This window comes from Curtobacterium sp. USHLN213, from assembly GCF_037144815.1.
GTDB lineage: Bacteria > Actinomycetota > Actinomycetes > Actinomycetales > Microbacteriaceae > Curtobacterium.
This window is the reverse complement of record NZ_JBBCYQ010000009.1, coordinates 1-21,487: the sequence shown is the minus strand read 5'-3', so window position 1 is coordinate 21,487 and position 21,487 is coordinate 1. Positions and strand designations below refer to the sequence as shown.

Below are 21,487 nucleotides of genomic sequence, written 5' to 3'. Positions count from 1 at the left end.
TGCGCTTGCATGGAGCCATGTCCGCGCTCACCACCGCACTCGCCGACCCGCGCTCGTCCGTCCGCCTCCGCGCCGTCATGGCCGCGGGGACGCACCCGGACCCGGCGGACCTCGACGTGCTGGTGGAGCAGTGCGCCGTCGAGCCGGACTTCTTCGTCCGCGACATGCTCACGTGGGCGCTCATCCGGCTCCCCGCCGACGCGGTCGTCCGTCGGGTGCTGCCCGAGCTCGACCGACCGCTGCCGCAGGCCCGGAGCCAGGCGCTGCACACCCTCTCGAAGATCGGCGACCCCGCGGTCTGGCCGTCGGTGCGGCCCCTGCTGCGGGACTCCGACGTCGGGGTCCTCCGAGCGGCGTGGCGCACCGCGGCCGCACTCGTCCCGGACGCCGAGCGGGACGCCCTCGCCCGGACGCTCGCGGAGCACCTCGGCCGTGGCGACCAGGAGACCCGGCTCAGTCTGTCCCGCGCCCTGGTCGCACTCGGCGAGGACGCCGTGCGACCGGTCCTCGACGACGCCTCGTCGCGCGGTGCGGAGCACGTCCGTGCGCACGTGGCCGAGGTCGACCGCCTGCTCCGCGACCCGGACGCCGCAAGCGCCCTCGCCGTCGAGCGCGCCCGCCGCGAGGTCGCACTCGGCCGTACCCGCTCCGCGAAGGGGTAGCGCGCGCGGGGCGCGCTGCGCGCGCGCAGCGCGGCGTCGTTTCGTGAGCAGAAACGGTCGAGTCGGCGGAGGTGACCCGACCATTCCTGCGCACGAAACGCGGTGGGCGCGACCCGACGACGGACGGGAGGCGCGGTGCGGGGCCGCCCCGCGCCTCCAGGCCGTTCCGGGGCGGGTCGGGGAACACCCGGATTCGGGACGCCGAACAGGCCGGATCGGCTTGCGCACGCGGATCGGAGCGCGCCAAGGTGGGTGGCGAAGGGGAGTAGCTCCCAGCGCGTGCATCGACACACTGGCCATCACGACGATCGGCCCGGTGCACGTGGCCCTCGAGGCGAGCGAGACCTTCGGCCGTTCCGCCATGGCCGAAGCCGCTCGAGTGTGTGCAGCGTCATGGCTCGACCACGAGGACCACCATGACCGACACCCTGTCTCCCGCTCCGACGCCCGGCGTCGTGGCATCCCGGATGGGCGCCAGCGCCTGGGGTCGCATCGCGATCTGCATCGCCATCGCCCTGCCCGCCGTCGTCTTCCGGATCGGCGGGTTCGCGCCGAACCCCGTCGTCGACCTGCTCGTCTTCGGCGGTGCCGTCGTCGCCGCCTCGTTCCTGCTCGCCTGGGCCGCCGAGGCCGCGCAGAAGGACATCGCCGGTGCCCTCGCGATCGCGATCCTCGCCCTGATCGCCGTGCTCCCCGAGTACGCGGTCGACCTGTACTACGCGCTCCGCTCCGGGTACGACCCCTCGTACGAGCAGTTCGCCGCGGCCAACATGACCGGCTCGAACCGGCTGCTGCTCGGGTTCGGGTGGCCCCTCGTGGTGATCATCTCGCTGCTCGTGGCGCGCCGGTTCGTCCGGACCGGGTCGCTCCCCGCCTCGGCTACCCGGGTGCTCGAGCTCGAGCGTTCCTCGCGGCTCGACATCGGGTTCCTGGCACTCCTGGCCCTCGTCGCGTTCCTCATCCCGCTGATGGGCTCGATCCCGATGTGGTTCGGGTTCGTGCTGCTCGCCGCGTTCGTCTGGTACCTCTGGCGGGCGTCGAAGGTCGAGGACGGCGACGACGACGAGGAGGAGATGGTCGGCATGGCGGGCAACATCGCCTCGATGCCGCAGCGTGGGCGTCGCTGGACGATCGTGGCGCTGTTCGTCGTCGCCGCTGCCGTGATCCTGTCCTCGGCGGAGCCGTTCGCGGACGCGCTCGTGCAGTCCGGCAGCGCGCTCGGGATCGACAGCTACTTCCTCGTGCAGTGGCTCGCGCCGCTCGCCACGGAGGCGCCGGAGTTCATCGTCGCCGCGCTCTTCGCGCTGCGGGGGATGGGCGGGGCGGCGATCGGCACGCTCATCGCGTCGAAGGTCAACCAGTGGTCGCTGCTCGTCGGGTCGCTGCCGATCGCGCACGTGCTCGGCGGTGGCACCTCGGGCGGGCTGCCGCTCGACGGTCGGCAGGTCGAGGAGTTCATGCTGACCGCGTCGCAGACCGTGCTCGGCGTGGCGATCATCATCGCGCTGCGGTTCCACCGGTGGTCGGCGATCGGGCTCGCGGCGCTGTTCGCGGTGCAGTTCTTCGTGACCGACACGAACGGGCGGTGGGTGCTCAGCATCGTGCACCTCGTGGCGGCGGTCGTGGTGTTCTGGATCAACCGGCGGGAGATCCTGCCGACGATCACGGCGCCGTTCCGCCGGGCGTCGTCCCCCGTGTTGCGCGGCTGACGCGCGCGGCGCGCGGGGCGCCGGCGCGCGGCCCGCGGGCGGGCGCGCGCGGCGCCGAGGTCGCGTTTTCTGCCGGATGGCGGGCGCGCGGGCGGCGCTTCGTGCGATCTCGGCGGACGTGAGCGGCATGTCGTGCGACCGCGGTGCGCGGCCGAGGGGAGGCGCGGTGCGGGCTGGCACCGCGCCTCCCGTCGGTCCGGTGGGTGCGTTCCGGACCTCGTGAGGTCGCGTGTTCTGCCGGATGGCGGGCGCGCGGGCGGCGCTTCGTGCGATCTCGGCGGACGTGAGCGGCATGTCGTGCGACCGCAGCGGCGCGGGGCGTCAGTCGGCGTCGGGGGCGAGCCAGATCGCGGACGCCGCCGCCGCGGGCAGGTCCACGAGGGACTCCGACCCGTCCGACGACCGCCGGGACACCGCGATGACGCCCGCGTAGTCCCGCACCTGCTCCACCCGCAGGTGCGTCCCGAGCCCGACCCCGAGCTCGTCGAAGTACCGCAGTAGCGAGGGGTCGTCGTCGGACACCCGGTCGACGGTGCCGCACGCCCCGGGCTCGATGGCCCCGAGCAGGGTCCCGGGGGAGTCCGGCACGGTGCCGTCCGCGCGCGGGATCGGGTCGCCGTGCGGGTCGTGTGTCGGGTGCCCGAGGTCGGCGTCGACCCGGTCGAGGAAGGTCTCCGACACCGCGTGCTCGAGCGCCTCGGCCTCGGTGTGGACCTCGTCCCACGAGTACCCCAGCCGCTGCACGAGGAACGTCTCGATCAGCCGGTGCCGCCGGACCATCGCCACGGCGACCTGCTGGCCGAGCGGGGTGAGCACGACGCCGTAGTACGGGGTGTGCTCGATGAGGCCGTCGCGGTCGAGCTTCCGGAGGTTGCCCGAGACCGTCGACGCGGACACCTTGAGCGCTGCGGCGATGTCGCGGGTGGCCAGACCCGTCCCGCCGCGCTCACTCGCCTTCCAGACGAGCTTCACGTAGTCCTCCGCCATCGTGGACAGGGAGGGCAAGCGCATGCCCCAATGGTACAAACGGCAGGTGACCGCCGCCGACCCCTCCCGCCGCCGCCGCTGGCCCGTTCCGCCGTCGCTGCTCGTCGGCCTCGCGCCGCTCGTGGTGTTCGCGGCCGTCAGCGCCTGGCGGGCCCGGCCGAGCGACGACTACCCGACCCTCGGACAGACGGTGGACAGCGTCGTCCGGTCGCTCGTCGTCCCGGAGGGCATCGCCGCCGTCGCACTCTGCCTCGTCGTGACCGGACTCGGCTGGTGGCGCATCGCGACCGTCGACCCGACGCGCACGCGCCTGCGGTGGACGATGGTGGCGCCGATCCTCATCGCGGTCGTGTGCATCGTGCGGCTGCCGCTCGTGGACTGGTCGGCGCTGCCGGTCCGCTACTTCCTCCTGCTCGCTGTCGGGGTGCTGCTCGTCGGGGTCTTCGAGGAGCTGATGACCCGCGGCGTCCTGCTCGTGGGGCTCCGGCGGCGCCTGCCGGAGTTCGGCGTGTGGATCGCGTCGTGCGCGCTGTTCGGGGTGCTGCACCTGCTCAACGCCCTCGCCGGGGCCGGTCTGGGGGTGACGCTCGTGCAGGTCGTGTTCGCGGCGTCGTTCGGTTCGACGCTCTACGTCGCGCGTCGGCTGACCGGGAACCTGCTCCTGCCGGTGCTGCTGCACGCGTTCTGGGACTTCGGGTCGATCGGCCTCTCGGCGACGACGGACGTGCAGGACCCGTCGAAGCTCGCCGTCGTCGGCGTGATCGGCCTGCTGTCCTTCGCGGTCCTCGCGTTCGGGGTCGTCGCCGGCGGGGTGATCGCGTGGCGGGACGACCGGCCGCGCCGCCTGCGGCGCCGGTGGCGGACGGTGCCGCCCATGGGGGCGTACGCGGTGCGGGGCGACGAGCCGCGCCTCTCCCCACTCGGCACGGCCTGACCGCCGCTGACGCGTCGTCCAGGGACCGGCGAGCGTGGGCCCAGTCCGCCGTGTGGTGACGACGGACGGACGGGAGGCGCGGGGCTGCGAGTGCGCACAGGCTGCGGTCCGGTTCACCTCGGCTTGGTGCACCGTTCCCCGCTCGGCAACCACCCGTCCTTAGCGTTCGGCGCATGCACAGATCAGCACTCCGCGGGGTGACCGTCGCCGCCGTCGCGACCGCCCTCGTCGTCGGCTCGCCCCTCGTCGCCACCGCGGCGGGGTACCCGAGCGACACCGCCAAGCCCGACCTCGTCTCCCTGCTGAGCGGGTACGACCACTACTGGAAGTCGAGCGGGACGAACGACCTGCACGGCACCGTGCTCGATGCCGGGACGCTGGCGGAGAACGACCGGCTGACCTCGTGGATCAACCAGCACGCCACGAAGGCGCAGCAGCTGAAGGCGCTGCAGGACTCCGAGTACCAGAACGCCACGAACACCGCCTACGACCAGTCGATGACGGTGTCGCAGGGGCTCGGTCCGGCACTCGAGAAGATCTACGTCGAGGGTCGGAACGCCGGGAAGCTGCCGCTGACCTCGGCGGTGGTGAACTCCTCGAACGGCACGAGCGGCGCGTACGTCAGCACGGGTGACGCGAAGGCGCACTACAGCTACCCGCGGCCGTACCTGCCGGCGAGCAGCACCGCGACGCTGCCCGCGACCGACGACCAGACCGGCTGCGCCCCGGCGAAGGTGAACGCGTCGTCGCTCGCCGCGAACCGCGCCGGCAAGGCCTGGGCATCGGCGGACGGGACGCTCGACATCACGCGGGTGCCGGTCGCCACGGACACGTCGCACGAGTTCTCGCCGAACGACGTCGTGCTCGACCCCGGGTACGGCACCGCCGGCATCTGCACGGGTGGCTCGTACCCGAGCGGTCACACCACCACGGCGTACCAGGCGGGCATCACCCTCGCCACGCTCGTGCCGGAGCTGGCGCCGGAGCTGCTCGCCCGCGCTTCCGAGGCCGGCAACGACCGCATCGTGCTCGGCGTCCACTACCCGCTCGACATCATGGGCGGGCGCATCGACGGCGAAGCGGCGCTCGCGGCCCGCTGGTCGGACACCCAGTACCGCACCGAGGTCCTCGAGCCGGCGCGGAAGGAACTCGTCTCGTACCTCGAGCAGCAGTGCGGCGACACGCTCGCGAACTGCATCGCCCACTCGACGGCGTACTCGGACGACCCGTACGGCGGGGCCGCGATCCCCGGTGGCACCGCCCAGGTCGTCACCGACCGCGCCTCGGCCGCGGCGGTCTACCGCGAGCGGATGACCTACGGCTTCGCGACGACCGGCACCACCGGGCTCGCCCCCTCGGTGCCGACCGGTGCGTCGAACCTGCTCCTCACCGCGTTCCCGACCCTGACCGACGCGCAGCGCACCGCCGTGCTCGCCCAGACCGAGATCGCGTCGGGCTACCCGCTCGACCAGTCCGGTTCGGCTGCGGGCTCGTGGGAGCGCCTCGACCTCGCCGCCGCCACGAGCGCCACGGTCGCGGTGTCGGCCGACGGCACCGCGAAGGTCCTCTCGACCGGCGGCACCGCTCGCGTCGTGACCGGCGTCCTCACGGCACCGAAGGGCACCTCGGTCGCTGCCGGAGGGTCGCTCGCACTGGCCGGCACCGGGTTCACCCCGGGGGCCTCGGTCCGCGTCGTCCTGCACTCCAGCCCGGTCACGGTGGGCACGCTCACCGTCGCGGCGGACGGCACGGTGTCCGGCAGCGTCACCATCCCGGCCGGCACGGCCACCGGAGCGCACACGATCGACGTGGTCGACGCCTCCGGCGCCTCGGCGCTCGTCGCACCGCTCGCGATCACGGTGACCCCGGCCGCTGCCGGATCGGGCACGGGCACCGGTGGCACGGGAGCCGGGACCGGCGGCACCGGCACCGTCGCCGACCCGGGCACGGGCATCCACCTGCCGGTCGTCTCCGGCTGATCGCGGGCCGGCCGGCGTCCGTCCCGCGCGGCGGCGCCGGCCGCCTTCCCGTTCCCGTCACCCCTGGAGCACCCCCATGCGCACTCGCACCCTCTGGACCGCGACCGGCATCGCTGCCGCGGTCGTCCTCGCCGGGGCGGTCGCCGTCCCGTTGCTCGGGTCCACCCCGGTCGCCTCGGCACCCGTCCCGTCGGCGTCGGCGACGCAGTCCCACCTCGCCCCGGCCGTGCCGCACGTCGGGGCAGCCGCGCTCGCCGCACTGCCGGAGGCGCAGTACTCGGCGGTCATCGGCGGGCTCATGCCGTTCGACCGGACCATCACCTCGGACACCGTGTTCCAGCTCCGGGCCGACGCACCCCTGTTCGGCGCAGCGCGGACCACACCGGTCGCACGGTTCGCCGCCACCGACTTCCTCCGGCAGCCCACCACCGTCGTCGGGGTCGAGCGCGACGGGGACTGGGAGCGTGTCCTCACCCCGGCGCGCCAGCTGCTGCCCTCGGCCGCCGGGGGATCGGCGGCGGCGCAGACCTCGGCGTGGGTACCGGTGGCGTCGCTCCGGGAGGTGTCGACCCCGACCTCCCGCGTCGTCATCTCGACGACGGACCAGTCCGTGTCGATCGTCTCGTCGGACGGCGGGGCCGTGCAACGGTTCCGCGCCGGGGTCGGCACGGCGGACACCCCGACGCCGACCGGGGTCACCGGCTACCTCGAGCAGCGGTACGTCGACCCCGCCCAGGGGACCGGCGACCACCCGATCCAGCTGACCTCGCTGCACTCGAGCGCGGCCGACGAGCCGTACGGCGGGCACGACGGCGGGCTGATCGGGCTGCACTGGAACGCGACGACCTCGGGCGCGGTGTCGCACGGCTGCGTGCGGCTCGACGCCGAAGCGGTGGCGGCGGTGGACGCCCTGCCGCTCGGCACCCTCGTCACGGTCGAGTAGGGCGCCGAGCGGCGGTGATCAGCCGGTGGCACCGCCGATGATCGCCGGACGCTCGAACGGGTCCGCGGTGACGAACGTGACCGCCTGTGCGCGGAACTGGTCGACCCCCGCCGTCGGCAGCCTGACGAAGTCCGTCCACGTCTCGCCCGCGGCGACGAACCGCGAGGCCTGCTGCTCGTCCACGATCACGTGGTCGTCGGGCGTGCCCGAGAACGCCGTCGCGTCGACGACGACGGTGCGGGCCTCGGTGCACTCGATCGTCCAGTGGACCCAGCCCTTCAGGTGGTCGGCGACCATCATCGTCGTCGAACAGCCGGGGGCTGACGGGTCCCGAGGTCCGGGCGCCGAGGCGGACGCGGCGGTGGGCAGTGCAGCGACCGAGAGGCCGAGCGCCATCGTGCCGACCGCGGCGACCGAGAGGATTCGCTTCATCGTGGAACTCCAATCTGATGTTTCAGGAGTTCCGAGTCTGGTGGCGGCGACGCGGTCGAGCAACCAGGTGGCAACGCGTTGCCGCGCCCGATGAGCGGCGGCGATCACGGGGTGCGGTTCAGGGCTTGCGGCCGACGGCGAAGACCCGCCGGAACGGGTACACCGTGCCGTGCGCCCCCGCCGGGTACGCCGACCGCAGCGCCGCCGCGTACTCCGCCTCGTACGCCGCGGTCGACGCGCCGGACGGGTCCGCCGCGTCGAGCGCCTGCAGTGCCGGACGGAGCCCGGTCCCGCGCACCCAGTCGAGCACCGGGTCGACGCCCGGCAGGATCTGGGCGTAGGTGGTCTCCCACGCGCGGGCCTCGAACCCGGCGTCGAGCATGATGCCGAGGTAGCCCGCCGGGTCGAGCACCGGGTCCTCGCGGAGGACACCGGCCAACGCCGGCGCCCACGGCCCGGAGGCGGCGACGGACCGCATGAGCGCGTGCGACGGCGACCCGAAGTTGCCCGGCACCTGCATCGCGAACCACGACCCGGACGGCATCGCGTCGAGCCACCGCGGCAGCAGTGACACGTGCGACGGCACCCACTGGAGCGCCGCGTTCGTCACGACGACGTCGTCCGTGGGGCCGGGTGTCCAGTCCTCGATCGAGCCCAGCTCGAACGACAACCCGGGGCCGGTCGGCGCCGACGCCAGCATCTGCGCCGAGCTGTCGATCCCGACCACCGACGCGGAAGGCCACCGCGCTGCCAACGTGGCGGTGAGGGTCCCGGGGCCGCAGCCGAGGTCGACGACGCGACGTGGCGCCTCCTGGCCCGCACCCGCCGGCCACGCGATCTGCGCGACGAGGTCGTGGAAGGGCCGCGCGCGGTCGTCCGCGAAGGCGGCGTACCGCGACGGGTCCCAGCGCATCGCTACAGCTCCACCTCGAAGGGTTCGGTGCGGACGAGCTCGTGGACGCCGGAGATGACCTCGCTCGGGCGGAAGGGGTAGCGGTCGATCTCGGCCTGGTCGCTGATGCCGGTCATGACGAGGACGGTGTGGAGTCCTGCTTCGATGCCGGCCTGCACGTCGGTGTCCATCCGGTCGCCGATCATGCCGGTGTTCTCGGAGTGGGCGCCGATCCGGTTCATCGCCGAGCGGAACATCATCGGGTTCGGCTTGCCGACCACGTACGGCTGCTTGCCGGTGGCCTTCTCGATCATCGCGGCGATGGCGCCGGTCGCCGGGAGGACCCCCTCGGCCGACGGGCCCGTCGCGTCGGGGTTCGTGACGATGAAGCGGGCACCGTCGCGGATGAGGCGCACGGCCTTGGTGATCGCCTCGAACGAGTAGTTGCGGGTCTCACCGACGACGACGTAGTCGGGGGCGGTCTCGGTCATGATGAAGCCGGCCTCGTGCAGGGCCGTGGTCATGCCGGCCTCGCCGATGACGAACGCGGAGCCGCCGGGCATCTGGGACTTGCAGAAGTCGGCGGTGGCGAGGGCGCTCGTCCAGATGCGCTCTTCGGGGACGTGGATGCCGGACCAGCGGAGCCGGGCGCTGAGGTCACGCGGGGTGAAGATCGAGTTGTTGGTCAGGACGAGGAACTCCGTGCCCTCGTCGAGCCACTGCTGGATCAGTTCCGGCGCCCCGGGGAGCGCCTGGTTCTCGTGCACGAGCACGCCGTCCATGTCGGTCAGCCAGCACTCGACCTCGTCGCGGGTTGCCATGCCCCTCACCCTAGTGCGCGCCCGTGACGGCCCGGCTCGGCGTCGGCTCGGAGAAGGCCGGGAGGCACGGATCGGCTCCCGCGCGCCGGTCGCGGACCCGAGATGGTCGAGACACCGAACGCCGGTCGGCTTTGCCCTAGGCTTTTCGGGACACGTACTGGAAGAAGGAGGACGCCCCGTGCTCGTCGAACCCGGAACCCCGCCCGTCGCACCCCGGCCCGTCACGCCGCCGGAGCAGGCCGAGGCGACTCCGCGACGGCGCCGTGGCCGCCCCAACGTCCTCAGCCGCGAGCAGGTGATCGACGCCGCGACGGCGATCGCGAACGAGGACGGCCTCGACCGGCTGTCCTTCCGCGCGCTCGGCGTCCGGCTCGGCGTCGCGCCGATGACCGTGCACCGGACGATCGGCGGCCTCGACGACCTGCACGCCGAGCTCGTCCGCCGAACGGTCGACGAGTTCACCGCGACGTTCGTCTGGCCGGACGAGTGGCACGCGGTCGTCCGGACGTTCGCCACGACCTTCCGCGACCTCATGCTGACCCACCCCCTCGTGCTCGAGTCGCACAGCCGCCGCGGGGCCCTGGTGTCGACGGAGTCCGACGCGGTCGTGGCGAAGGTCGTCGGTGCGCTCCGGTCGGCCGGCCTGCCCGACGCCGAGGCGATGTACGCGTTCTTCGTCGTGTACGACTTCGTGGTCGGGCACACCGGTGTGCAGGTCGGCCGGGGCTCGGCCGCGGCCGGTCGTCCGGAGCGGCACGAGCTCGTGGCGGAGATCCTCGGTTCGCACTCGTACGAGGACCGGTTCGCGCTGGGGCTCGACGTCCTCATCGCGGGGATCGAGTCCCGGATCCGGTGACCGGCGACCCCGCCGTACGCTTGGTGGCGTGACCGCAGTCCCCGAACCGTCCCACGAGCGGACGACGAACGGGGTCGGGCCGCACCCCGAGCCCTGGCCGGACGACCCGCGGCTCGACCCGGAGCTCCTGGCGACCGGGGACACCCGCAACGTCGTCGACCGGTTCCGATACTGGTCGATGGACGCCATCGTCGCCGAGCTCGACACGCACCGCCACGCGTTCGACGTGGCGATCGAGAACTGGCAGCACGACCTCAACATCGGGTCGATCGTGCGGAGCGCCAACGCGTTCCTCGCCGGCACCGTGCACATCGTCGGGCGCCGTCGGTGGAACAAGCGCGGCGCGATGGTCACCGACCGGTACCAGCACGTCCGGTACCACCCCGACGTCGCCGCCTTCCTCGAGGCCATGCGCGACGAGGGTCGCCCGGTGATCGCGATCGACAACACCCCCGGGGCGTCCCGCATCGAGACGGCGCCGATCCCGGAACGGTGCGTGTTCCTGTTCGGCCAGGAGGGCCCCGGGCTGACCGACGAGGCCGTCGCCGGGGCGGACGGCCACCTCGAGATCACGCAGTTCGGGTCGACGCGGAGCATCAACGCCTCGGCGGCCGCGGCGATCGTCATGCACAGCTGGGTCGTCCAGCACGCGGAGATCGACCGCACCAGCGGGGCCGACGGCTCCGCGCTCTGAACCCTGCACCTGTCGGCCGCAGCCGGCGGGGCGGGGGTGAGCCGCGCCTCCAGTCCGCTGCCGCGTCGGCGTCAGCGCGGCGCCGTGGTGCGCCGCGCGACCAACCGGGGCTCGACCAGGACCTCGGTCGCCGCCGACGTCGGGTCGGCGATCCGCGCGAGGAGCCGCTCGCCGGCGCCGCGCCCGATCTCGACACTGCGGTCGTCGATGCTCGTGAGCCCCACGTACCGCGTCGCCGCGAGCGGGGTGTCGTCGTAGCCCATGACCGACACGTCCTCGGGGACGCGCAGCCCACGCTCGGCGAGCTCGGACAGCGCGCCGAGCGCCATCACGTCGTTCGCGGCGAAGACGGCCGTCACCTCGGGGTGCGCGTCGAGGAGTTGCGCCAGGGCGCGCGACCCGGCCTCCTCGGTGGGCTCGCCCGGGAGCACGACCGTCGCGACCTCGGCGCGGCCGTCGACACCGGCGGTGAACCCCGTGCGTCGTTCGTCGGACGCGGCCGACGAGGCGCCGACGAACCCGAGGCGCGTGTGGCCGAGGGCGAGCAGGTGCTCCGCGGCCATCGCCCCGCCCGCGCGGTCGTCGTTCGCCACGGTGTCCGCGCGGGGGATCGCGACGCGGCCGCCGGCGATGACGAGCGGGGTCGAGGCAGGGATCGCGAGGTCGGTGTCGGGTTCGCCGGCGATGACGATCCCCTCGACGCGCATGGACAGGAAGCCCTCGACCGGCGAGGCGTCGAGCCCGGTGTTGAGGAAGCGGTCCGCGACGACGAGGCGGTGGCCCTGGTCCTGCAGTGCCTCGCGCAGCCCGGTCAGCAGGTCGACGAACCACTGGTTCCGGAAGTCGTCGAGGACGACGCCGATCGTCCGGGAGCGCGTACCGGCGAGCGACACCGCGGCCGTGGAGGGGCGGTAGTCGAGCTCCTGGATCGCCTTGAGCACCGCGTCACGCCGCTGCTGGCTCACCCGCGGGGAGCGCTGCAGGACGAGCGACACGAGGGACTTCGAGACCCCGGCGCGCGCGGCGACGTCGTAGATGGTCGCGGGTTTGCCGGCTCCCATGATCTGCATCGACCTCCGTGGCTCTCCCGTCGATGGTAGCGGGGGCCGCGCGCGGGCGGCGCGCGGCCGCTTCGTGAGCAGAAATGGTCGGGTGCGTGGTGCCGGCCCGACATCGTCTGCTCACGATCTGCGCGTGGTCACTCCTCCACACGGGAGGCGCGGTGCGAGTTCTGCACGAGTGCTTCCGTTCGGGGGTGGTGCGGGAGCGCGGGGCGCGAGGGTGACCGCATGCGACCACGCCCGCTTCCGCCCGCGCTCCGCAACCGCGCGTTCGACGTCCACGCCGCGGACCGCGCAGGAGTCTCCCGACAGCGACTCCGTCGGAGCGACCTCGTCCGGCCCACCCGTTCGATCCGGTGGGCCCGCGACCGCCCACCCGACGCCGTGCACCGGATCCGAGCCCTCCGGCCGGTCCTGCTGCCCGGACAGTTCGTCAGCCACGTCTCCGCCGCCGTGCTCTGGGGGCTGCCCGTCCCGGTCGACGACGAGGCGCCGGTGCACGTCACGAGTCCGATCCCGACCGCCCAACCGCGTCGCACGGGCGTGGTCGGACACCGGATCACGCCCGACCGAGCGGACGTCGCCGAGCGGTGGGGCATGCCCGCGAGCACTCCCGCAGCGCTGTGGGTCGACTGCGGCGCGATGCTGACGACCGACGAGCTCGTCGTGCTCGGCGACGCGATCGTGACCGAGCCACGGTGTCGCACGACGATCGACGACCTCCGGACCGCACTCGTCCGGGCCGGAGCCCGAGCAGGCGTCCGCAAGCTGCGGACGGCGATCGAGCTGGTCCGGGTCGGTGCCGGCTCGCCCCAGGAGACGCGGGCGCGGCTCGCGATCGTCCGCGCGGGCCTTCCCGAACCGGAACTGCAGGTCGAGGTCCGAGACGAGGCAGGGTCCTTCGTCGGTCGGGTCGACATGGCCTACCCGCGGCTCCGCGTCCTGATCGAGTACGAGGGCGACCACCACCGCACGGATGCCGCGCAGTGGGCCAGCGACCTCCGTCGCTACCGCGAGGCCGAGCGCCTCGGCTGGGTCGTCGTCCGGTGGTCGCGCTCGGACCTCACCCGCTACCTGGCCGAGGCCATCGGACACCTGCGGTCGGTGCTCACACGCCGGGGGTAGCGTCCGGGCAATGGCGACGCTGCTCATCACCGGGGCCGCAGGACGCATCGGCGCTGCACTCCGGCCCCGACTCCTCGCGGCCGGTCACGACCTCGTGCTGTTCGACGAGCGCACGCCGGACGACCCACCGACCGGCGGTGAGCGCTTCGTGCCCGGGTCGGTGCACGACGCCGATGCCCTCGACGACGCGCTGATCGGCGTCGACACCGTCGTCCACCTGGCGGGCATCCCGACCGAGGCCGCGTGGGACGACCTCGTCGCGGCGAACCTCACCGGGACGAAGAACGTGCTCGAGCGAGCGGCCGCGGCCGGGGTCCTCCGGGTCGTCCAGGCGAGCTCGATCCACGCCGTCGGCCGAGTGCCCGAGCCGCTCGACGAACCGGGGAGCGTGCCCGGGGACCGGCTGCCCCGTCCGGACACGTACTACGGCGTGACGAAGGCCGGGATGGAACTCCTCGGCAGTCTCTTCGCCGACCGGTTCGGGATGTCGATCGTCTCGGCACGCATCGGTGCGTTCGGCGAGCAGCCGTCGTCCGGTCGTGCGCTCCTGATGTGGAGCTCGCCGGACGACCTGGTGCGGTTGGTGCTGGCGACGGTCGCGCTCCGGGACCCGGGGCACCACGTCGTGTGGGCGCTGTCCCGGAACACCGGGTCCCCGGCCGACCTCACCGCGGGGGAGCGGATCGGCTTCGTGCCGGTCGACGACGCCTCGGGCGTGCTGGACCCGGACGCCCGTGCGGCCCTGCCCGCCGAGGACCTCCGCTACCTCGGCGGCGACATGGTCGAGCTGCCGCTCGGGCGAAGCACTTCGTGAGCAGAAATGGTCGGGTTCCCTGAGGTCACCCGACCATTTCTGCTCACGAAGCGGCGCGGCGCCCGGCGCGGCGCCCGCCCCGCTACCCGATCAGGCTCGGGCGCAGGTCGCGCAGCGTCCGCGACCGCGTCTGCCGCGCCGTCACGACGAACGACACCAGGAGCGCTCCGAGCAGCCAGCACGCGAGCACGCCCGCGTCCGACCACGCCGCACCGAGGTCCCCGCCGTACATCGTCTGCCGGATCGCGTCGACCGAGTACGTCATCGGCAGCGCGAAGTGCAGCGCCGCCAACGGCCCCGGCAGCGTCTGCCACGGGAACGTCCCCCCGGCGGTGACGAGCTGCACGAGCATGAGCACCAGGCCGAGGAACTGTCCCACCGAGCCGAGCAGCACGTTCAGCGCCATGATGATCGCCGCGAACGTCGCCGATGCCAGCACCATGACCCCGATCGTCGCCCCGGCGTGCACGACGTTCAGGTCGAGGGCGAACCGGACGATGAAGAACAGTGCCACCATCTGCACGAGTCCGAGCAGCGCCGGCGTCAGCCATCCGCCGAACACCACCGCGAGGGGCTTCCGCACCGCGGTGATCGCCCGCTTCGAGATCGGCTTGAGGATGAGGAACAGCGCGTACATGCCGATCCAGGCCGCGAGGGAGATGAAGAACGGCGCGAGACCGGCCCCGTAGTTGTCCGCCGCCGCGACGTTGTCGTCCCCGACCTTGACCGGGTCCGAGATCACCGACGCCTGGTCCTCACGCTGCGACGCGTTCGACGCCGGGATCTTCGTGCGGCCCTCGTCGAGCTTCGAGGCGAGCTCGGACGAGCCGCTCTGCAGCTTCGTCAGCCCGGACGCCAACGACTTCGCGCCGTCGTCGGCCGAGGCCGCTCCGGACGCCAACGAAGCCGCACCGGACGACAGCGTGGGCGCGGCCGACGCGAGCTGCGAGGTGCCCGTGGCCACCTGCGACGAGCCCGACGCCAACTGCGCGGCACCGTCCGCAGCGGAGGAGACCCCGCCGGCCAGGGTGGGGGCCGCCGTCGCCAGGGCGGAGGTGCCGGCCGCGACCTGGGCGGACCCGTCGCGCAGCTGGTCGACGCCCTCGAGCGCGGCCTTGGCCTTCGCGAGATCAGCCTTCGTCTTCTCGTCACCGAGCTGCGCCTCGACGGTGGAGGTGATGACCGCCTGCACCTCCGGCGTCAGTTCCACGCCACGGTCCGCGGCGGCCTTCGTGATCGCCGCGGTCACGGTGTCGGGGGAGAGGCCGTTCAGCGCGTCGAGCGCCGGATCGGTCTGGTCGGCCAGTGCCTTGTTGCCGGCCGCGACCTGCTGCGCGCCCTCGTTCAGCTGCGCGGTCTGCGCGGGCAGCGACGCGGTCTGCTGCTTGGCCGTCTGCAGCCCCGAGGACAGCGTCGCCGCCCCGGAGGCGACCTGCTGGGCGCCTTGGTCGAGTGCAGCGGTCTGCGACGGCAACGCGGCGGTCCCGTCCGCGAGCGTCGCCGCCCCGGAAGCGAGCTTGCCGGTGCCGTCCGCGAGCGTGGCCGCGCCCGACGCAGCGGACTTCGCACCGGAGGCGAGCTGCCCCGCGCCGTCGACCGCGTCGCCCAGGCTGTCGCGCACGTCGGCGAGCCCCACGAGCAGGGTCTTCGCCGCCTGCTTGCCGACCCGCTCGGCGACGGCGGTGCGCATCGTCTTGCCCGCCTGCTCCGCGATGGTCGAGGCGAGGTACGAGTTCGTGTCCGCCGTCGTCATCACGAGCTCGGCACGCTTCGGGTCGTCGGACTGTGCGGAGACGAGGGACTCCGAGAAGTCGTGCGGGATCGTCACGACGAAGTCGTACGTGCCGTTCCGGACGCCGGAGCGCGCGTCGGCCGCGGTCGTCTTCGTCCACTTGAAGTCGGCGCCGTCGATGGCCTCCTTCGTGACGTCCTTGCCGTAGTCGACGTGGTCGCCGTCGAGCGTCGCCCCGGCGTCCTGGTCGACGATGGCGGCGGGGACCTGGTCGAGCTTCGCGTACGGGTCGCGGTTCGCCCAGAGGTAGGCGCCGCCGTACAGCAGCGGCACGACCATGAGCGCGATGAACGCGAGTCGTGCGAGCGGGGTCGCGGTGAGTCGCGCCAGTTCGGCGCGGACGAGCGAGGTGGTGGTCACGCGGTCGCCTCCGTGGGCAGGTGGTCGGTGTCGGACTGGAGGCGCGGGTCGTCTCCGTCAGGTCGGGCCACGTCCTCGGGGTCCTCGGTCTGGATGGTGTCGAGCAGGTGTTCGACGGTCGCGGCTGCGGCCTTGGAGGTCACGAGCACGACGGTCACGCCGCGGCGGGCGACGTCGCGGACGACCGCGAACCACCCCTCCACGGCGCCGCCGTGCCGTTCGGGCGAGGTGATGACGAGCCCGGTCACCCCGTCCCGCAGCAGGGCGAGTTCGACGAGGAGCCGGACCCGCACGTCGGTCGGGACCCGCTGCACGTGCGTGTCGGCGTAGTCCCGCAGCCCGAGCTCGTCGAGCACGGTGTCGACGTGCTCGCGGGTGGGCCGCTGTCCGGCGAAGGCGAGCTCCTCGCGCACGATGCGCTTGAGGCTCATCACGGGGAAGGGCTCGGCGATGCCCGGCGTGTCCACGAGGGCGAACGTCCTCCGGACCGCCGCGGCGTCGTCGTGCCCGTCGAGCAGCACGCGACCGGTCTCGGGCCGCATGCGCCCGCCGGCGACGAGCGAGGCGAGCACGGGTGCCTGTTCCGTCTCGACGGCGACGACACCGGGGCGGCCGGGGGCGGCGACGGCGGAGACGACGGGCAGTGCGGCGCCGGGCTCGTCGCCGATGCCGACGTGGTCGAGTTCGAGCGTCATGCGCGGTCCTTCTCTGTGGAGACCTTCGTGGTGCCGGTAGTGGAGGGGGTGGCGGCCGGCTCGGAGAGCGAAGCGGTCCGCCAGTCGATGCCGGCCATCCCGAGCGCCGAGAGGACGACCATGCGGCGTCCGTCGTCGTCTGACGTGCCGGAGCGCGTGGCTTCGTCGAGCACGGCGATGCAGGCGCCCTCGACGAGCCGGCCGAGCGTCGCGGGGTCGACGTCGTCGCGCATGGTGCCGTCGGCGATCCCGAGGGCGCACGCGTCGCGGACCTGGGCGCGCAGGGGAGCGAACACCGCGGCCACGGACTCGCTGAACGGGCTGCGGATCGCGACCCGGGCCATCGACCGGACGTGGGACACCTCGGACCACAGCGTCACCGCGATGGCGGCGAGCCGAGCGGCCGGTGGGAGTGCGCCGAGGTCCGCCGCGGTCGGCATCGCACCGGCGACACGGGCGGCCCCGGCGGTGACGACCTCGCGCACGAGGTCGTCACGGGAGGGGAAGTGTCCGTAGACCGCACGCCGGGAGAGTCCCGCGGCGGACGCGATCGTCTCGAGCGAGACGTCCGGGTCCGCCTGCAGTGCGGTCTTCGCCGCCTCGATCAGGGCAGCCCGGTTCTCCGTCGCGTCCCGGCGGGGAGCGCGTGCGGGCTGGTCAGGAGTGGTCACGCGCCCCATCGTAATAACGTGCACACACGTGTGCAAGTTATCAGTTCCGGCACCCCCGACCGGGGGTGGTCCCCCAAAGTGCCGACTGCGCTCCCTGAGAGCAAGCGCATAACTTCACAGCAATTCCATGAAGAACACGGACGGAGCCAGGAGTGCGCCTTTTGAACCGTGCAACACCGAACGACAACCCGAACCCGAACCCCCATCGCATCGCACGCGTGCTGACCGCCGGCATCGCCGCCGCGGCCCTCGCGTGCGGTGGGCTCGCCGTCGGTGGGGCGGCCTCCGCGGCCCCGTCCGGCCTCTCGCCCGCCGACCTGAAGATCGCGCAGCCGCTGCGTGACGCGAAGCCCCAGAAGACGATCGCGGCGTTCGTGCGCACGACCGGCCAGGGCGCCCTCGAGGTCGACGCGAAGGCCAAGGGCGGCGACCTGACGAAGTCGAAGACGCAGTCCTCGGCCGCGAAGCAGCGCGTCAAGGCGATCGGCTCGACCGTCGACGCGGTCCGCGCTGCCGTCAAGCAGTCCGACGCGGACGCCACCGAGCTCTACTCGACCGAGTACACCGTCCCGGGCATCGCCGTCGTCGCCGACGTCGAGGCGCTCCGGAAGGTCGCGGCGCGCTCCGACGTCGCGAGCATCATCCCGCTCACGCCGAAGAAGGTCGTCGAGCCGACGGTCAACGAGGATGCCTCGGCGGCCCCGTCCGGCGTCGACCCGAGCCTCGCGAAGCCGGGCGCGGACGGCGTCAGCCCGAAGAACGCGGCGAGCGACGTCTACACGCGGGCACTCAACGCGTGGCAGCAGACCGGCCACACCGGCAAGGGCGTCAACGTCGCCGTGCTGGACACCGGCCTCGACTACACCCAGGCGGACTTCGGCGGCCCCGGCACCACGGCCGCCTACGACGCCGCGCTCGCCTCGACGAGTGCGCCTGCTCAGGGCTCGTACGACCCGCAGAAGTTCCTCGGCGGGTACGACTTCGCCGGGCCGACCTACAACGCGGACCCGACCGACCCCGACACCTACCAGCCGGTGCCCGCGCCGGACGACAACCCGATCGACGGCAAGGGCGGCGACCACGGCACGCACGTGTCCGGCACGATCGCCGGCTACGGCCTCGACGCCGACAAGCAGACCTTCGACGGCGACTACACCAAGCTCACCACGCAGCAGGTGCAGGACATGTGGATCGGTCCGGGCACCGCGCCCGAGGCCGGCCTCTACGCCCTCAAGGTGTTCGGCGACGGCGGCGGCTCGACCGACCTCACCGGTGCCGCGCTCGACTGGGTCGGCCAGTCGCTGACCGAGGGCAAGGACATCAACGTCCTCAACCTGTCGCTCGGTTCCGACTACGGCGCACCGGACGACCCCGACAACGCGAAGATCGACGCGCTCACCGCCCGCGGTGTCCTGCCCGTGATCGCTTCGGGCAACGCCGACGACTTCACCGACATCGGTGGCTCGCCCGGGAACGCCGAGGGTGCCCTGACGGTCGCCGCCAGCGCCACCGGCCAGTCGCTCTACGACGGTGTCCAGGTGACCGCCCCGTCCGCCGTCGCGAAGACCTACCGCGCGCAGTACTCACAGAACTTCCAGGGCACGCTGCCGGTCGAGGGCGACGTCGTCGTCCCGACCACGAACGTCGACGGCTGCACGCCCTTCACGGGTGCGGACGCCGCGGCCGTCGCAGGCAAGGTCGTCTGGCTCAAGTGGACCGACGCCGCGCTCGAGTGCGGGTCCGGGGTCCGGTTCAACAATGTCCAGGCCGCCGGCGGCGTCGGCGTGCTCCTCGCGGGCACGATCAACACCTTCAGCTCGGGCATCGCGGGGAACGCGACCATCCCGGGTGCCGAGCTGACCAAGGACAGCGTGACGAGCCTCCTGGCCTCTGCCAAGGCCGGGACCCTGCACGTGAAGTTCGCCGACGAGCTCAAGGGCTTCGAACTCGCCACCGACCCCGAGGCCGTGAACACGCTCGCGTCGTTCACCAGCCGCGGTGTCCACGGTTCGTTCGGTGACATCGTCAAGCCGGACATCGCCGGCCCCGGGGTCAACGTGATCTCCGCGGCCAACGGCACCGGTGACGACCGCATGTCGATGAGCGGCACGTCGATGGCGACGCCGGACGTGGCGGGCATCGCCGCGCTGACGTTCGAGTCGCACCCGACCTGGTCGGCCCCGGACGTCAAGGCCGCGCTCATGAACACGGCCACGCACGACGTCGAGGACGGCTCCGGCACGGCGACCCTGCTGCGCCAGGGCACCGGCCGCGTCGACGCCCTGCAGGCCGTCACCGCCGACACCACCGTGAAGAGCGTGGAGAACGGTCAGCTCGTGACCGCCTCGTTCGGTGTCGTCGAGGTCGCGGGCAAGACCAGCGAGACCCGGTCGCTCCTCATCGAGAACACCGACTCCACGGCCCACACCTACGACGTGGCCTACCAGCCGCAGGTGTCCCAGCCGGGTGTCGCGTTCTCGCTCAGCACGAAGCGCGTCACCGTCGGCCCCGGTCGCGGTGCCGTCGTGGACCTGACGTTCACGGTCGCCGACCCGACGCAGCTCCGCCGCGTCATCGACCCCACCCAGGAGTCGGTGCAGCAGGGCTACCAGCGGGAGTTCGTCACCGCCGCGACCGGTCTCGTGACCTTCACCCCGACCGACAAGACGCTCGACCCGCTGCGCCTCGGCACCTACGTCGCGCCGAAGCCGGTCAGCGCCGTGCGCGGCTCGGGTGTGTCCTTCACCGGGTCCCAGAAGACCGCGAACCTCGCGCTGAGCGGCCGTACGGTCGACCAGGGCGGCCTGACCTCGGGCTACCACGCCGCGGTCGCACCGTTCGTGCTCGGCGGGACGGACGGCGTGGAGTCGTTCCCGACGGGTTCGGCGTCGCAGTCGCTCAAGGCCGCTGACGTCCGTGCCTACGGCGTCAGCTACGACAAGGCGTCGGACACCCTCGCGTTCGGTGTGCAGACGGCCGGTCCCGACGCCAACCCGGGCGCCGTGACCAACGTCGAGGTGTTCATCGACACGAACGGCGACGGTAAGGACGACTACCTCGTCTACGACGCGAAGTCGTCCGTGGTCGACGCGACGCTCGTCACGACGATCGACCTCGCCAAGGCTGCGCAGGCCGTCGACGACCCCGACATCGACCCGGTGGTCGACGCCTTCCCGCTCAACGGCGGTGCCCCCGGCCAGGACGTCAACACGTTCGACAGCGCCGTCAAGGTGCTGCCGGTGACGGCCTCGGCGATCGGCGCCGCGGGCAAGACCATCTCGTACCGGGTGGAGACCGAGTCGGCGTACGCGCCGGGTGCGGCCACCAGCGGGTCCTCGGTGGTCGACGTGACCTCGACGGCGAAGTTCAACCTCGCCAAGCCGACGCTCACGTTCGCGCAGGGTGGTCAGGGCGGCACGCTGTTCGCCGACAAGGGCACGCTCCAGGTGACCCGCGGCGCCGGTGTGGCCAGCGCCCGGATCCTGCTGCTGCACCTCGGCAACGCGGTCGGCAGCCAGGCCCAGAGCGCCGCGGCGACCTGGGTGGCCCCGGCACTGACGCTCGTCAAGGGCAGTGCGGTCTCCATCAGCGGCAAGCCGACGGTCGGCACGAAGCTCAAGGCGAACCACGGCACGTGGAGCGGCTCGGGCGTCACGTACTCGTACCAGTGGCTCCGTGACGGCAAGGCGGTGAAGAGCGCGACGAGCTCGTCCTACAAGCTCGGCACGTCCGACGCCGGCCACACCTTCTCGGTGAAGGTCGTCGCGACGGCGAAGGGCTACCAGGACGGCACGTCGACCTCGAAGTCGACCGCCAAGGTCGCTCGCCGCTAGGCACCGACACCACCACTGCGGGCCCCGTCGCACCCCAGCGGCGGGGCCCGCAGTGCGTCAAGAGGACATGTAGTTAGACAAACTAGTTATCCGGTGGGAGGGTTGCAGCATGCAGACGCAGACCACCCTGAAGCAGCTCCGGGCCAACCCGATGGAGTGGCGTCGCCGTGGGCTCACCCCGCCGGACGTCATCCAGTCGATGATCGAGGAACGCCTCGCCGAGCCGG

General features: G+C 72.8%; 18 protein-coding genes. 10 read left to right on the top strand and 8 right to left on the bottom strand.

Features of this window, described 5'->3' with window-relative positions; genetic code table 11:
- Positions 1 to 17: 17 nt before the first annotated feature.
- Together WFH25_RS12965 and WFH25_RS12960 are read left to right on the top strand one after the other, a co-directional pair.
- Positions 18 to 662, top strand: coding sequence for a HEAT repeat domain-containing protein (locus WFH25_RS12965; protein ID WP_336697988.1), 645 nt, complete (start codon positions 18 to 20; stop codon positions 660 to 662).
- A gap of 416 nt (positions 663 to 1,078) precedes the next feature.
- Entirely contained in the window at positions 1,079 to 2,371 is a 1,293-nt protein-coding gene (locus WFH25_RS12960) for a sodium/calcium exchanger protein (RefSeq protein WP_336697987.1), read from the top strand.
- 321 nt (positions 2,372 to 2,692) lie between these two features.
- Here the strand turns inward: WFH25_RS12960 and WFH25_RS12955 are convergent, their stop codons facing one another.
- Entirely contained in the window at positions 2,693 to 3,382 is a 690-nt protein-coding gene (locus tag WFH25_RS12955) for a metal-dependent transcriptional regulator (protein WP_071294437.1), read from the bottom strand.
- A gap of 22 nt (positions 3,383 to 3,404) precedes the next feature.
- Between WFH25_RS12955 and WFH25_RS12950 the strand changes: the two genes are divergently transcribed.
- From WFH25_RS12950 to WFH25_RS12940, 3 genes are all read left to right on the top strand, one after another.
- Positions 3,405 to 4,292, top strand: coding sequence for a CPBP family intramembrane glutamic endopeptidase (locus tag WFH25_RS12950; protein ID WP_336697984.1), 888 nt, complete (start codon positions 3,405 to 3,407; stop codon positions 4,290 to 4,292).
- Between the two features lie 173 nt (positions 4,293 to 4,465).
- Positions 4,466 to 6,271 (top strand): phosphatase PAP2 family protein, encoded by a 1,806-nt coding sequence (locus WFH25_RS12945; RefSeq protein WP_336697983.1) that lies wholly within the window; start codon positions 4,466 to 4,468, stop codon positions 6,269 to 6,271.
- Between the two features lie 76 nt (positions 6,272 to 6,347).
- On the top strand, positions 6,348 to 7,214 hold the full coding sequence (locus tag WFH25_RS12940; protein ID WP_336697982.1) for a L,D-transpeptidase: 867 nt from the start codon (positions 6,348 to 6,350) through the stop codon (positions 7,212 to 7,214).
- An 18-nt stretch (positions 7,215 to 7,232) separates the two neighbouring features.
- Here WFH25_RS12940 and WFH25_RS12935 read toward each other — a convergent pair whose 3' ends face one another.
- The 3 genes from WFH25_RS12935 to WFH25_RS12925 all read right to left on the bottom strand — a co-directional run bounded on the left by WFH25_RS12935 (position 7,233) and on the right by WFH25_RS12925 (position 9,359).
- Positions 7,233 to 7,646, bottom strand: a complete 414-nt coding sequence (locus tag WFH25_RS12935; RefSeq protein WP_336697980.1) for a hypothetical protein — start codon at positions 7,644 to 7,646, stop codon at positions 7,233 to 7,235.
- A 118-nt stretch (positions 7,647 to 7,764) separates the two neighbouring features.
- Entirely contained in the window at positions 7,765 to 8,559 is a 795-nt protein-coding gene (locus WFH25_RS12930; protein ID WP_261646453.1) for a methyltransferase domain-containing protein, read from the bottom strand.
- 2 nt (positions 8,560 to 8,561) lie between these two features.
- On the bottom strand, positions 8,562 to 9,359 hold the full coding sequence (locus tag WFH25_RS12925) for an HAD-IIA family hydrolase (protein ID WP_070417042.1): 798 nt from the start codon (positions 9,357 to 9,359) through the stop codon (positions 8,562 to 8,564).
- A gap of 178 nt (positions 9,360 to 9,537) precedes the next feature.
- On the opposite strand from WFH25_RS12925, the gene WFH25_RS12920 reads away from it, so the two are divergent.
- Positions 9,538 to 10,215 (top strand): TetR/AcrR family transcriptional regulator C-terminal domain-containing protein, encoded by a 678-nt coding sequence (locus WFH25_RS12920; protein WP_336697979.1) that lies wholly within the window; start codon positions 9,538 to 9,540, stop codon positions 10,213 to 10,215.
- A gap of 28 nt (positions 10,216 to 10,243) precedes the next feature.
- Positions 10,244 to 10,909 carry a TrmH family RNA methyltransferase gene (locus tag WFH25_RS12915; protein WP_336697978.1) on the top strand — a complete coding sequence of 222 codons (666 nt, stop codon included), beginning with the start codon at positions 10,244 to 10,246 and terminating at the stop codon, positions 10,907 to 10,909.
- 71 nt (positions 10,910 to 10,980) lie between these two features.
- Here the strand turns inward: WFH25_RS12915 and WFH25_RS12910 are convergent, their stop codons facing one another.
- Positions 10,981 to 11,979 (bottom strand): LacI family DNA-binding transcriptional regulator, encoded by a 999-nt coding sequence (locus tag WFH25_RS12910; RefSeq protein WP_336697976.1) that lies wholly within the window; start codon positions 11,977 to 11,979, stop codon positions 10,981 to 10,983.
- Positions 11,980 to 12,198: 219 nt separating this feature from the next.
- Here WFH25_RS12910 and WFH25_RS12905 point away from each other — a divergent pair, with 219 nt between their 5' ends.
- The gene (locus WFH25_RS12905; protein WP_336697975.1) at positions 12,199 to 13,095 is read left to right on the top strand and encodes a hypothetical protein; all 897 of its coding nucleotides are present in this window, start codon (positions 12,199 to 12,201) and stop codon (positions 13,093 to 13,095) included.
- Between the two features lie 10 nt (positions 13,096 to 13,105).
- Positions 13,106 to 13,909, top strand: a complete 804-nt coding sequence (locus WFH25_RS12900; RefSeq protein ID WP_175495977.1) for an NAD-dependent epimerase/dehydratase family protein — start codon at positions 13,106 to 13,108, stop codon at positions 13,907 to 13,909.
- 82 nt (positions 13,910 to 13,991) lie between these two features.
- Here WFH25_RS12900 and WFH25_RS12895 read toward each other — a convergent pair whose 3' ends face one another.
- The 3 genes from WFH25_RS12895 to WFH25_RS12885 are packed head-to-tail and all read right to left on the bottom strand — an operon-like array spanning position 13,992 to position 17,427.
- Positions 13,992 to 16,061, bottom strand: a complete 2,070-nt coding sequence (locus tag WFH25_RS12895) for a YhgE/Pip domain-containing protein (RefSeq protein ID WP_336697974.1) — start codon at positions 16,059 to 16,061, stop codon at positions 13,992 to 13,994.
- Complete coding sequence (locus WFH25_RS12890) at positions 16,058 to 16,756, bottom strand: hypothetical protein (RefSeq protein WP_336697973.1); 699 nt, start codon at positions 16,754 to 16,756, stop codon at positions 16,058 to 16,060. The genes WFH25_RS12895 and WFH25_RS12890 overlap by 4 nt, the downstream gene beginning before the upstream one ends.
- The gene (locus WFH25_RS12885; protein ID WP_336697972.1) at positions 16,753 to 17,427 is read right to left on the bottom strand and encodes a TetR/AcrR family transcriptional regulator; all 675 of its coding nucleotides are present in this window, start codon (positions 17,425 to 17,427) and stop codon (positions 16,753 to 16,755) included. The genes WFH25_RS12890 and WFH25_RS12885 overlap by 4 nt, the downstream gene beginning before the upstream one ends.
- Positions 17,428 to 17,588: 161 nt before the next feature.
- Between WFH25_RS12885 and WFH25_RS12880 the strand changes: the two genes are divergently transcribed.
- Positions 17,589 to 21,260, top strand: coding sequence for a S8 family peptidase (locus tag WFH25_RS12880; protein ID WP_336697971.1), 3,672 nt, complete (start codon positions 17,589 to 17,591; stop codon positions 21,258 to 21,260).
- Positions 21,261 to 21,487: the final 227 nt, after the last annotated feature.

Excerpts from the sequence above, each read along its gene's own strand:
- WFH25_RS12955 (WP_071294437.1), bottom strand. The coding sequence starts at position 3,382 with ATGCGCTTGCCCTCCCTGTCCACGATGGCGGAGGACTACGTGAAGCTC.
- WFH25_RS12945 (WP_336697983.1), top strand. The coding sequence starts at position 4,466 with ATGCACAGATCAGCACTCCGCGGGGTGACCGTCGCCGCCGTCGCGACC.
- WFH25_RS12960 (WP_336697987.1), top strand. The coding sequence starts at position 1,079 with ATGACCGACACCCTGTCTCCCGCTCCGACGCCCGGCGTCGTGGCATCC.
- WFH25_RS12905 (WP_336697975.1), top strand. The coding sequence starts at position 12,199 with ATGCGACCACGCCCGCTTCCGCCCGCGCTCCGCAACCGCGCGTTCGAC.
- WFH25_RS12910 (WP_336697976.1), bottom strand. The coding sequence starts at position 11,979 with ATGCAGATCATGGGAGCCGGCAAACCCGCGACCATCTACGACGTCGCC.
- WFH25_RS12925 (WP_070417042.1), bottom strand. The coding sequence starts at position 9,359 with ATGGCAACCCGCGACGAGGTCGAGTGCTGGCTGACCGACATGGACGGC.
- WFH25_RS12935 (WP_336697980.1), bottom strand. The coding sequence starts at position 7,646 with ATGAAGCGAATCCTCTCGGTCGCCGCGGTCGGCACGATGGCGCTCGGC.
- WFH25_RS12900 (WP_175495977.1), top strand. The coding sequence starts at position 13,106 with ATGGCGACGCTGCTCATCACCGGGGCCGCAGGACGCATCGGCGCTGCA.
- WFH25_RS12965 (WP_336697988.1), top strand. The coding sequence starts at position 18 with ATGTCCGCGCTCACCACCGCACTCGCCGACCCGCGCTCGTCCGTCCGC.
- WFH25_RS12930 (WP_261646453.1), bottom strand. The coding sequence starts at position 8,559 with ATGCGCTGGGACCCGTCGCGGTACGCCGCCTTCGCGGACGACCGCGCG.
- WFH25_RS12890 (WP_336697973.1), bottom strand. The coding sequence starts at position 16,756 with ATGACGCTCGAACTCGACCACGTCGGCATCGGCGACGAGCCCGGCGCC.
- WFH25_RS12940 (WP_336697982.1), top strand. The coding sequence starts at position 6,348 with ATGCGCACTCGCACCCTCTGGACCGCGACCGGCATCGCTGCCGCGGTC.